Below are 12,594 nucleotides of genomic sequence, written 5' to 3'. Positions count from 1 at the left end.
GGACAAATTGGTTTAGACACACTTAAAATAGTGATAATGAATGGATTTATTTACCAATACCTTATTATTATCTCCTTAAAATTGGTCAAAAAGCCAAAAATGTACCTATTTGGTAATTTTGTAAACAAAAAAATGCCCCATGAAAATAAGATCATAGGGCATTAAAACGCGACACAAATTGAAATTAATTTTGTCAAGAAATATTTAGCCTTAGGGATTTATCCCTTTCCAATTGATTTTTCGTGCATTTCCTTGATTTTCCTTCTTAGAATTTTTCCAACATTTGTTTTTGGTAATTCTTCTGCAAAGTAAACTTCTCTTGGGACTTTGTAATTGGTCAGCTCATTTCGGCAATGTGCTATAATTTCCTCTGCAGTGACAGATTTGTCTTTAGGCACGACATAAGCTACTACCTTTTCAGTAGATTTATCATCCGGCATTCCAATCACTCCTGTTTCAAGTACTTTGGGATGCATCGCAATTGCATTCTCTACTTCATTGGGATAAACATTGAAACCTGAGACAAGAATCATTTCTTTCTTCCTGTCAACTATTTTCACAAATCCATCCTCATCGATAACAGCAATATCACCGGTTTTGAACCATTCCCCATCCATAACTTTTGCAGTCTCGTCCGGCCTATTCCAATATCCCCTCATTACCTGGGGTCCCTTGATACAAAGTTCACCTTTTTCCCCTGCAGGAAGATCATTCCCATTATCATCAATAACTTTCACATCTGTATTCGGGATTGGAATACCAATGGTGCCTATCCTTTCGGTTCCATCGATGGGGTTACATACAGCTACAGGGGAAGTCTCAGTAAGCCCATAACCTTCAGCAAGAGGTGTTCCGGTCACTTTCTCCCATTTTTCAGCAGTGGCTTTCTGTACCGCCATACCGCCACCTACTGCTATTTTCAAGGTACTGAAATCAATTTTTGCAAATGCCTCCTGATTGAGTAGTCCATTGAACAAGGTATTGACACCTGTAATTACTGTAAACTTATGATTTTTTAATTCTTTGATGAAGCCAGGCATATCTCTAGGATTGGTTATCAAAACGTTATGAGCTCCAATTTTCATCATTGCAAGGCAATTGACTGTTAGTGCAAAAATGTGGTAAAGCGGCAAAGCTGTAATAACAATTTCTTCGCTTTCTTTTAATTTGGGCTTCATCCAAGCAGATATTTGCTGCATATTTGCTACAATATTACCATGGGTAAGTTCAGCACCTTTTGAAACTCCGGTAGTACCTCCTGTATATTGAAGGAATGCAGTATCAGCCAAAGTCATTTCAGTTCTCTTGAATTTGGAGGCATTTGCCGCTGCCATCATACTTTTCCAAGAAATTGCTCTTGGAAGGTTATAAGCAGGAACCATTTTTTTTATGTATTTGACCACAAAATTCACAATGCTTCCTTTCAAGCCACCCAACATATCCCCAAGTTCAGTTATTATTACATGTTTAGCGGGGATCTCATGTCTGATTTTTTCCAAGTTGTTGGCAAAATTGGCTACTATAACTATGGCATCCACCCCGGCATCTTCAAACTGATGCTTCATTTCCCTGGGTGTATACAGGGGGTTGGTGTTAACTACCACCATTCCTGCCCTCAATGTTCCAAATAAAGCCACAGGATATTGAAGACAGTTTGGCATTTGAATGGCAACTCTGTCCCCCTTTTTCATATTCAGCTCATTTTGAAGATACGAGGCGAATTTTTTGGAAAGGGTATCCACTTCATTAAATGTGATAGTTTTGCCCATGCATTCATATGCAATGGCATTGCCAAATTTTTTAACGCTCTCTTCAAAAAGGTTAACCACAGAACTGTAGGCTGACACATTTACTTCGGGATCTACTTCAGATGGGTAAAATTTAAACCAGGGAAAATTATGCATAAGCTTTTATTTTAGGTTGATTTTGGATTCAATGTTATTAACTGGACTAAATATAAAGCATAATTGTTTGTTTCAAAAAACAAAAAACCACTTTCCATGACTTGAAAAGTGGTTTTTAAAACAATCAAACAGCTATTTAGCTTAATAATTTTCTAACGATCAATTCCTTCATAATTTCGTTGGTACCAGCATAAATTCTTTGAACTCTTGCGTCTGCAAAAGCCCTTGCAACTGGATATTCCCACATGTAACCATAACCACCATGGAGCTGAACACACTCATCTGATACCCAGCACTGAAGTTCGGTCAAAAGGTATTTGGCTGATGAAGCCATTGCAGAATCCACTTTTTTGTCATTGTGGAGCATGACCAATTGATCGGCATAAATCCTTCCCTGTTCCAATTTAGCTCCCATCTCTGCCAATTTGAACCTGGTATTTTGAAAATCAGAAATGCTTTTTCCAAATGCTTTCCGCTGCTGAACGTAATCCAGTGTGGAAAGGAATGCAGATTCTGCCAAGGCCACAGCCGCTAAACCTACAATTAACCTTTCTTGGGCAAGTTCGGTCATCAAATATTTAAATCCTTCACCTATATTGCCTAAAAGATTCTCCTTCGGAACACTTACATCTTCAAAGAAAAGCTCACAGGTATCCTGTGCATGCAATCCTACTTTATCAAAAGGAACACCTTTAGAAAATCCTTCCATATTCTTATCTACAATGAATAAACTGATTCCCTTTGCTCCCTGGGTAGGATCGGTTTTAGCTGCTACTACAACAACATCGGCCAGAAAACCATTGGTAATGAAAGTTTTTGAACCATTAATAACATAGTGGTCTCCTTTGTCCACAGCAGTAGAACGAATAGCCTGAAGGTCACTTCCTGCTCCTGGTTCTGTCATGGCCACTGCAGAAATAAGATCACCGTTGATCATACCTGGAATGTATTTCTTTTTGGCGGCCTCAGTACCATAATGAAGGATATAAGGAAAAACAATATCATTGTGGAGTGGATAGCCAATCGCAGGTCCCGAACATCCACTTAAACCTAATTCTTCTACAAAAATGGCGTTATACCTAAAATCATGAATATCCAATCCACCATATTCTTCAGGAGCTTGTATACATAGGAAACCGTTTTCACCCAGTTTTTTCCATGATTCACGGGAAACCATTTTATTTTTTTCCCATTCAGCATTGTGGGGAGTGATTTCTTTGGCAATGAAATCTTTTAAAGATTGACGGAACATCTCATGTTCCTCATTGAATATTGTACGGATTACAGAATACATTTTATTTGGGTTTATATCAATTCAAAATTAAATCCTGTTGACCAACCGGATATGGATAAAGTTTGGGATAAAATTAAAAATAACATCCTGTTATACCAATAAAAATTTGGAAGCTAAAAAATAAAAGAAAAGAAAAAGGGGAACCTCTCCCCTTTTTTTTATTTGAATTAAGCTATCAATTCCAAGGTTTCCTTGGCAATTTCTCTTCCCTTTGTGCAGTATGATACACAATTGCAGCAATGATTACAGCAGCTTGGGTCATATCAGAAAACTGCATCCTTTCATAAACATCCATATTGGTATGGTATCCTCTTCCGTAATCAATAGGATCTTGGATAAATTGGAAACCAGGTATTCCCACTGCATCAAAAGGAACATGGTCCGTTGATCCTGTATTCCTTCTGGTTATAGTTTTGGCTCCCATTTCATGGAAAGGTTTGAACCATTCCTCGAAGATTGGAACTAACATATCATTTCCTTCCAAGTAAATTCCACGGATTTTTCCAGAACCGTTGTCCAGATTATAATAAGCGGAAATCTTATCCCATTCTGCTTTTTTCTCTTTGCTGTTTCTATCTGCAACATATTTCTGAACATATCCTCTTGATCCATAGAGTCCTTGTTCCTCTTCACCCCAAAGAGCTATTCGGATAGTTCTCTTTGGCTGTATTCCCAAAGCCTTCAAAATCCTAATGGCTTCCATCATCACTGCAACACCAGCGGCATTATCGTTCCCGCCTGTACCGGCATGCCAGCTATCTAAATGAGCTCCTAAAAGGACTATTTCAGAGCGAAGATTTTTATCTGTGCCTGGTATCTCGGCCAAAACATTATATCCCTTATAATCATCATCCAACCATTCCACCTCTACCTCGGCTTCAATTTTCACAGGTATTCCTTTTTTGATTAATCTATAAATCCTGCCATAATGCTCTGAAGCAATTTCAAGCTCTGGTACGGTTGGAACTTTCTCAGTACTATAAGATCCTGCCCTGGTGTGAAAAACTGTTCCAAAATTTCCCCTGGTACCAGTTATTCTAAGTCCAACCCCTTCAGCCAATAAAAACTCATTGAGCATTTGGTCAAGGGAACGTTGCGCCCGAAGCTGGGCAAGCATCTCAGGTGTATACCTTCCAGTTCTCCCTCCAATTGTAATATTTTTTCTGTCCTCTAAATCAGATTCGGTCAACCTTCTGGCTTCCGGTTCAAAGGCCGGATTGCTTTCCAGATTGGCTGGTGTCATGACTACTTTTCCTTTCAATTTGCCCTTGTATTTCTCAAAATCTGCATCTGTATTGATTTCCAAGAGCATAACTTCTTCTTCAATAAAACCATTGGTTCCATTAGTCCATGCTTTTGGATAGCCTATGATCTGTGCATAATAAGGTGCCTTCATGGCAATGTAGGATTTCTTCACATTCCAACCTCTTCCAAAATCCCCATAAGAATCAATTCTGACATTGCTAAGACCCCATTCTTTGAACTTTTCAGCAGTCCAATTTCTGGAATTTCTCAAATTGGTGGAACCTGAAAGCCTAGGTCCCAAAAAATCCGTTAAATAAAAAGAAAGGTCCTGAATTTGGGAATTACCAATACCTTCGGTTTTAATACGGTAAACCATATCCAGGTCCAATTTTTCCTGTGCCCAAGAAATAGAAACTATTACAATCCACAGAAAAACAAAAGCCGGAATTTTAAATTTTATACTCCTCATATTACATACATTTAGTTTAATCAGCTTATGATCCCAAAAATCTAAAACTAACTCAAAGAATTCATGCCGTTGGTATAAAAGACCTCAAAAAAATACCCCGGCATTTGGCCGGGGTATAGTAATTATTATAGTTTATGAGAAAATTAAAAGGCCTTGCTCCTTCCTCTAAAATCTGTCACATGAACGGAAACTTCATCAGCTTTCATGTTTTTCATGGAATAAATTTTTGAGAATGCTCCTTTTTCCATAATTTTTTCTTCAAAAATCATATTTCCCCTTTTGTCTTTAAGTTCCACGGTGACTCCCGGTTCTTCAAGACCTATAACTGTCAGTTTGAAAGAATCCTGATCCAAATCCTTCCTGTAGGCCATTAAGGGTAATTCCTCTTTTGTCAGCTTTCTCTCAACTTCATAAATGGCTACATCAGAATTCAATCCTTTAGAAGCTGATTCAACTTTCAATTGATACTTTCCTACTGGAAGTTCAGACAAGTTATAAGGAACCATCACATCATTTTTTACAAAAATAGTTTGTTGATGAAGTTTTTTCCCCTCAAGATCTGAGACTACTAAATTAACTTTACCCAATCCTTCTTTTAGGATTACCTTAATTCTGTTGTTGCTATTACTGACTTCTGTCAATGCTTCAACACTTTCGTTTGCTGCGAAGGCCATACCGCTCATGCCTAGTGTAGCGATCAATGCCATTGTTAAAATCTTTTTCATATTTGTGGTTATTTAAGTTGGTACTTTCTTATACCCATCATCTGTACCAATTCAAAAAAATAATTTTCCACATGCCTTGACTTAGGGCAAAAATTCATCTCATGAGGGATTTGGAACTTAAAAGGGGCATTAAAATCCATGAAGGATTATTGAAAAAATTGTAGCATGAGCGAACAACGCTCAATAAAAGTGTTCATTAACCATACAATTTATCAGCCAGTACTTAAATTTCCAGGAACATTAAAGGTTGCATGATCTCTGTGAATTTTTTTGAAAAAAAATTTTACTTTTTCTAAAGTCCCAATAAAAAAATGAACCTTAAAAAAATAACCTGTACGCTACCGCACAGGTTCTGTATTAATACGGTCAATTTATATCTCCAAGAGTTTTTGTTTCAGAGACTTAACCCTATCCGTAATGGTCATATTGGAGATATCCAGATTTTCTGATGTGGCTTTTAGAAAATCCAAAACAGCTCCAGAATGCTCAGTTGATTTTCCTTCTTTGATGGTCACATAACGCATGGTCGTCCAAAGGACTGTTTTAAGTTCTTTTTTGGAATCATCTGTCATGTAATACTCGAGAACAACAGTATTGTGGTTAAACCATAGTAGCCGGCTCATGATACGAACCCATTCCCCCACCCTTGCTGGCCGGACATAGGAAATATTGTGGTTGTACACTACCCATGCTGCTTTGTATTTATGGATCATATCTATCATTTCCAAGCCATAGAGTTTGGGAACCTGATCTTCTCTTGCATTGAAAAAATAGTCAAAGTATTTGGCATTGTTAAGATGCTGAAGTGGATCACAGTCCTGAAATCGGATTACTACCCTACTTTCAGTCTCTTTGGAATAATGTTTTTCCGGATTGTATTCAAACATGGCTGGATAAATTTTAACTAATGTAATTCAAATTAAAAGATTCGATTTAGAATTCAAAATTCCAAGCTATTGGATAAATTAGCATTTGATGGACAAATTAAATCTAAATTTCAATTGTGACTTAGGGGAGGGTTTGGATAATGATGTCTTAATCATGCCATTGATTCAAAGCTGCAATATAGCATGTGGAGGTCATGCCGGTGATAAGGAAAGTATGGCAGCTACAATTTCAATAGCCAAAAAATACAAGGTAAAGGTTGGTGCTCATCCTTCTTATCCAGATCGGGAAAATTTCGGCAGGTTGGTCTTAGACATTTCTACCGTCAGTCTTAAAGAAAGCTTATTTAAACAAATATCCAGTTTCCTAAAAATCACCAATGACCTGAATTATTCCATGCATCATATCAAACCACATGGTGCCTTGTATAATGAGGCAGCAAAAAACCACGAACTGGCAGAAATGTTGGTGGATTTGGTGATGTTTGATTTCCCAAACATAATCCTTTATTGCCCTCCTCACTCCATACTTGAGAAAATTGCCACTGAAAAAGGAATTCCTATCATGTTGGAGGTTTTTGCAGACAGAAATTATCATCAAGACTACAGTTTGGTTTCCAGAAGCCATCCCAATGCTGTGATTACAGATCCATCCATGGCATTGGCGCATGTGCAAAATATGGTGACAAATAGAAGGATAAAAACTATCGAAGGGATGGAAATACCTGTAAAGGCAGACACCATATGCATACACGGCGATAATCCGAATGCTCTTGAAATATTGAAAAGCCTAAGAAAAAACCTTACCTTTTAAGTATGGAGATACGTTTTTTTAGAACCCACAGCAAATTAGTAGAATTTATTTGGCCTCCCTTGATTTCGGAGGAAATCTTGAAGGCTTTAATCAAGGTACAGCAATATTTGGAGAAGGAATATGGGGAAGGTATTAAGGAAATCCGAAAAGGATACCACACCCTTTCATTAAAGCTTCAAGAGGAGATTTCCGAAGAGGATTGCCAAGAATTAATCGAAGAGTTTAAAAGGATTCCAGCTGGACCGGATGATTATCCAACCAAAACATGGACCCTTCCTGTGCTGTATGGTGGTGAATATGGAAAAGACCTTGAACTACTGGCAAAAATCCACAAACTAAAGACTGAAGAAATCATCCAAATGCACAGTGAAAGTGTCTATACAATTCACTTTTATGGCTTTTTGCCCGGCTTTATGTACCTAGGTGGCCTAAATCCCAATTTGTACACCAAGCGGAAAGAAAGACCTGAAAGATTGATTCAAGAAGGTACTGTAGCCATTGGAGGACAGCAAACGGGAATTTATCCACAAGAAAGTCCGGGTGGATGGAATGCAATAGGTTCCTGCCCATTACCCCTGTTCGATATTCAAAAAAAACCACCTGTTTTTGCACAGGTTGGCGACTCCATCCGGTTCAAAGTCATTGATCTGGAAACATATAAGAAAATTAAATTTCAGGTTCAGAATGGAAAATATGAGCTAAAACATGATTAAAATACCCTCCTATATCCATTTTATCCAACCTGGCCTTATGACCAGCGTTCAAGATCTTGGGCGTTTTAACCTGGCCCAATATGGAATCCCTTATTCAGGGGCAATGGACCGTTATTCTCTGGAGCAGGTTAACTTTTTATTACAAAACCCAAAAGGATCTGCTGTTCTGGAAATGTCAAATCTGGGACCCGAGATGGTCTTTGAAAGGCCTACCAGAATAGTTTTTGCAGGAGCAGAGGCGGATATCTTGTGGAATAAAAAAAAATCAATAAAAAATGGACAGATCTTAGAAATCCAGGAAGAGGATGTAATCAAAATCAAAAATTTCAGAAAAGGTCAATGGCTTTATATGGGAATACAAGGAGGCTTTGAAACGGAATATATAGCCGGTAGCAAAAGTTGGTATCCCCAAATTACGCCAAGGTTTAAAATCAAAAAAAACGATTCCATTTGCTACCTGTCAGAAGAGGAAAGGTTCTATCCCTCAGTAGAACCAAAAGCAAAGGTAAGATCCGATTGGTTTGGAAATCACCTCATTCAGGTTTTCCCGGGCCCCGAATGGCATTTATTGCCGAAATTGCTGCAAAACCGCATCCTAAAAAAATCTTTTACAGTGTCTGAACTGATCAACAGGATGGCTTACCAACTCAAGGAAGAGATTTCCAATGATTTACCCCAGATTTTGACAGCTCCGGTTTATCCAGGAACCATACAGCTTACCCCTGGTGGAAACTTGATTATTTTAATGCGGGATGCCCAAGTCACTGGCGGCTATCCTAGGATTTTACAGGTGGACAATGTATCCCTGAATGTTTTAAGTCAAAAAAGATCAGGCGACAAAATAAAATTTAGCATTTTATGATATATTAAGGTTTTAAATAAAAATCACTTTAACCATGAATAAGGAGCTTGAAAAGCAGATTACAGCGCAGGGCATGTCCCTTAAGAATGTAATAGAACAGTTAAAAAATTTCGAGGAAGGTTTCCCCTTCCTTCCAATTGTAGAAGCTGCCACCATTGGTAATGGCATAAAAGTTTTCTCAGACTCTGAAATCAGATATTATCAGGACACCTATCCTACAAAAATCAACAGCAAGAAAATTGTAAAATTCGTTCCTGCCAGTGGAGCTGCATCCCGAATGTTCAAAGACCTTTTTTCATTTCTGGAAAGTGATGGGGATATTTCAAAAAGTCCATTTATTCAGAAATTCATTCAAAACCTTGAACGATTTGCCTTTTCCATGGATTTAGATTTATGCCTCAAAAAATCCGGTTCTAGCCTAGCCAAAGCATTGAGCGACAACCAATACCAATTGATCATCAGTTATTTGCTTGAGGAAAAAGGTTTGGGATATGGACAGCTTCCAAAGGGGCTTCTAAAATTCCATCACTATACAGATCACGATCGGACCCCTACCTATGAGCATTTCGTAGAAGGTTACCTCTATGCATTAGGGTCTGGAAATACTGTCAGACTCCATTTTACTGTCTCCCCAGAGCATGAAGCAAAGTTCAAAGAAGAGGTTGCATCAATACAACCAAAATTGGAAAAAGAATTGGGTATTAAATTTGAAGTTACTTATTCCCAACAAAAAAAATCCACTGATACTATTGCTGTAAATATGGACAATACGCCTTTTGTGGAAGATGACGGTTCTATACTCTTTAGACCGGCTGGACACGGAGCACTATTGGAAAACCTGAATGAGATAGATGGAGATATTATTTTTATCAAAAATATTGACAATGTTGTTCCAGATCACCTTAAATCAACTACAAAAGATTATAAAATAGCCATTGGCGCATTATTGCTTGATGTTCAGGAAAAGGTTTTTGAGGCCCTAATACGCCTAGATTCTACCAAGAATGAATCTGCCGTAAAACTCGCCGAAACGATATATACCCATGATTGCCATGGCAAATTACCAGAAAATTATAACGCCATGAGCTTGGATGAGAAGGCCTGCTATTTACATGGAAAACTGAACCGTCCACTTAGGGTATGTGGCATGGTTAAAAATACGGGAGAACCAGGAGGTGGACCGTTTTGGGTAAAAGATGATGATGGCTCACTTTCCTTACAGATTGCAGAAACGGCTCAAATAGACCTTTCAGATAGCAAACAAAAAGAAATATTGCTGTCTTCCACCCATTTCAATCCTGTGGATTTGGTATGTGCTACAAAAGATTACAAAGGCCAAAAATTCGACCTTCTGAAATTCAGGGATATGAGAACTGGATTTATTACCGAAAAATCAAAGAGCGGAAGAGATCTCAAAGCCCTTGAATTACCCGGTCTATGGAACGGTTCCATGGCAGGATGGAATACCATATTTGTAGAGGTTCCCTTGATTACTTTCAATCCGGTCAAAACTGTCAATGACCTATTGAGAAATGAACATCAGAACTGAAAAATGTATTGCTGAAGTAATGCGACTAGAGCAAATAACAAAGAGGCTGTCTTATAAATAGATTTTCAGATTTTTTACCGAAACAAAAATCTGTTTAAGAATCAATCCTACTGTGACTTAGAGTCTTTGAGACATAAAATGCAACAAAGGCTCTAAGACACAAAGTTCCACTGATTAATCGCCAAATAAAATTTGGGCAATGAATTAAAACATTGACTTAGGAGACAGCCTCTTTGTATTTTCTAGAAAAATGCATTTAGAAAAAACTCTCTGCTTTTTTTAACTGCTCCCGAAGATAATCCTTCAACTCCTCTCCTTCCAAAACCTTGATTTCTCCGGGAAGTCCTAAAATGAATCTTGCCAAACCTGGAAGCTGAGGAATTTTTCCTTCAAAATAATACTGATTTCTGTTTTTGGTATAGGTAAAGGGTTTGGCGTCAGGATATTCCTCCATCATCAATTGGAAAGCTTTTTTGCTTAATTTGAGATGAACAGGAAACTGGCTTTTGCCTGAAAATCCAAACAGCCCTTGCTCCAGGGGTTGATGAAGGGATTGGAATTTGAAAGGTTTGGAAGTCAATACCACCTCTCCTATCCTTTCAATCTTGAACAGTTTCATCTCCTTGCTTTCTACTTCCAGGGCATAAATGAAATCAAAATTGGTGTTGAATGCTACAGGTTCAATCAGCCTATCTGATACTGAATCAGAACTCAGAGAATAATAATCATGTAAAATTACCTGATTTTCATCCTTGATAGCTTTGGATAAAAGATCTACTGAAATTCCAAGTTTGGCATTGAACAATTGATCTACGCTTTGGCGAAAATCAGATCTGATGTTGATTTTTTGGAGTATAGATTCTTTTAATAAGTTTTTCTTGCTGGATTTACCGATTAATTGATTCAAAAATTGGATCTCTTCATCACTGAAAGTACCAAATGAAAAAGACTCTGGATTTTCTATTCGGTCAACTATCCTAAATTTGGAATGCTTTTTTTCGATTTCAAATCCCAATGCTTCCAATAATTTAAAATACCTGTATATTGTCCTTGGATCTGTATCCAATGAGTCTGCCAACTTATGAACCGGCTTACCGATATTTCCTCTCAGTAAGTTGATCAATCTGAAAACACGTAAGATTTTCTGCTGTTCTATGCTGTTAGATTTTGCCATTTTGTGAATCAATTGGCAAAAGATAAGTAATTTCTGTTTGGCTCAGAAAACAAATGACACAAAATGTCTTATAATTTCACCAAGTAGATTTCTTTTTTCCTGTAGCAAAAACCCTATTGACATTAAAACCTAACCTAAACTGATCTCCTGGGGCACCATTTCCCCCAGCCAATAGATATTGCTCATTGAGCAATTGGGAGGTTACAAAATACATCTGGAATACATGGCCGCCAGCCTCAAGGTCAATACCAAAGCCGATATTGTTTCTAAGATCATTATTCAGATTTGGAATCCACTGCATAGTCAGTGAGCTTTTTCCACTGATTTTATATTTACCGCTGAAGCCAAGAGCCAGATATAGATTTTGATCCCCTTCAATTAAAAAAATGGGGTTAGGATCAACAAAATAAGCCATCATTGGAGACAGTTGCAGACTTAGTTTTTCCGTGAATCTCCTTCCGGCCATTACCTGAAAGGCAAAACTGCTCCTTTCACTAAAACTTGGATTATCATTTTGCAAAAACCTGTAGTCCGCAGTATTTACTCCGGCACCGGCCATAAATGATAATGAGAAAGGTATTTTATCATCGTGTGTTTGCTTCAATAAGTGGTACCTACTGTAAAGGTTGTAAACTTTATCCCTACTCTGTCTGGTAGCACCTAAAGAAAAATTTTCGTTAAATGCGTATTCAAAACTTAATTGGATTACAGCACCATTATCCAGTCCAAAAAGATTTTGGAGGCCACCATCAAGAGTCCCAAATGTATGCATGATTGAAAAATGTAGGGTGTTGTTATCAAGTGGCTCCACTGTTAGCAAATTGATGTTTCTTGGCGCGTGAAAAATCAAATCTACTGTCTGTGATTCATTGGCCAATTTTCTTTCCAACTGGGCAAAAGACATAGATATCCAACAAATAAGGAATAGTGTCAATAATATCTTCTTATCCATTTTCAGCAT

Annotated in this window: 11 protein-coding genes; 4 read left to right on the top strand and 7 right to left on the bottom strand. The window is 37.8% G+C overall.

The window, feature by feature from the left end; translation table 11 throughout:
• Positions 1-218: 218 nt before the first annotated feature.
• The 5 genes from CLV48_RS01845 to CLV48_RS01825 form a co-directional block, all read right to left on the bottom strand.
• A complete protein-coding gene (locus CLV48_RS01845) occupies positions 219-1,904 on the bottom strand; it encodes an AMP-binding protein (protein WP_106565528.1) in 1,686 nt (561 codons plus the stop codon).
• Between the two features lie 136 nt (positions 1,905-2,040).
• Positions 2,041-3,198, bottom strand: coding sequence for an acyl-CoA dehydrogenase family protein (locus tag CLV48_RS01840; RefSeq protein ID WP_106565527.1), 1,158 nt, complete (start codon positions 3,196-3,198; stop codon positions 2,041-2,043).
• Positions 3,199-3,373: 175 nt separating this feature from the next.
• Entirely contained in the window at positions 3,374-4,912 is a 1,539-nt protein-coding gene (locus CLV48_RS01835) for a M20/M25/M40 family metallo-hydrolase (protein ID WP_106565526.1), read from the bottom strand.
• A gap of 143 nt (positions 4,913-5,055) precedes the next feature.
• Entirely contained in the window at positions 5,056-5,637 is a 582-nt protein-coding gene (locus CLV48_RS01830) for a DUF3244 domain-containing protein (protein WP_106565525.1), read from the bottom strand.
• 371 nt (positions 5,638-6,008) lie between these two features.
• Positions 6,009-6,524, bottom strand: a complete 516-nt coding sequence (locus CLV48_RS01825; RefSeq protein ID WP_106565524.1) for an acyl-CoA thioesterase — start codon at positions 6,522-6,524, stop codon at positions 6,009-6,011.
• Positions 6,525-6,612: 88 nt separating this feature from the next.
• On the opposite strand from CLV48_RS01825, the gene pxpA reads away from it, so the two are divergent.
• Genes pxpA through CLV48_RS01805 form a run of 4 tightly spaced genes read left to right on the top strand, consistent with a single transcriptional unit; the run spans position 6,613 to position 10,459 of the window.
• Positions 6,613-7,335, top strand: a complete 723-nt coding sequence (pxpA, locus tag CLV48_RS01820; RefSeq protein WP_106565523.1) for a 5-oxoprolinase subunit PxpA — start codon at positions 6,613-6,615, stop codon at positions 7,333-7,335.
• Positions 7,336-7,337: 2 nt separating this feature from the next.
• Positions 7,338-8,048, top strand: coding sequence for a 5-oxoprolinase subunit PxpB (gene pxpB, locus CLV48_RS01815; RefSeq protein WP_106565522.1), 711 nt, complete (start codon positions 7,338-7,340; stop codon positions 8,046-8,048).
• A complete protein-coding gene (locus CLV48_RS01810; protein WP_106565521.1) occupies positions 8,041-8,910 on the top strand; it encodes a 5-oxoprolinase subunit C family protein in 870 nt (289 codons plus the stop codon). The genes pxpB and CLV48_RS01810 overlap by 8 nt, the downstream gene beginning before the upstream one ends.
• A 34-nt stretch (positions 8,911-8,944) precedes the next feature.
• On the top strand, positions 8,945-10,459 hold the full coding sequence (locus tag CLV48_RS01805; protein ID WP_106565520.1) for a DUF4301 family protein: 1,515 nt from the start codon (positions 8,945-8,947) through the stop codon (positions 10,457-10,459).
• A 256-nt stretch (positions 10,460-10,715) separates the two neighbouring features.
• Here the strand turns inward: CLV48_RS01805 and CLV48_RS01800 are convergent, their stop codons facing one another.
• Both CLV48_RS01800 and CLV48_RS01795 read right to left on the bottom strand, forming a co-directional pair.
• Complete coding sequence (locus CLV48_RS01800; protein WP_106565519.1) at positions 10,716-11,633, bottom strand: helix-turn-helix transcriptional regulator; 918 nt, start codon at positions 11,631-11,633, stop codon at positions 10,716-10,718.
• A 76-nt stretch (positions 11,634-11,709) separates the two neighbouring features.
• Positions 11,710-12,585 (bottom strand): DUF5777 family beta-barrel protein, encoded by an 876-nt coding sequence (locus CLV48_RS01795; RefSeq protein WP_106566090.1) that lies wholly within the window; start codon positions 12,583-12,585, stop codon positions 11,710-11,712.
• Positions 12,586-12,594: the final 9 nt, after the last annotated feature.

The organism is Cecembia rubra, assembly GCF_003014575.1.
Lineage (GTDB): Bacteria > Bacteroidota > Bacteroidia > Cytophagales > Cyclobacteriaceae > Cecembia_A > Cecembia_A rubra.
Note: the sequence above shows the minus strand (reverse complement) of the source record. Positions and strands in the feature narration are given on the sequence as shown.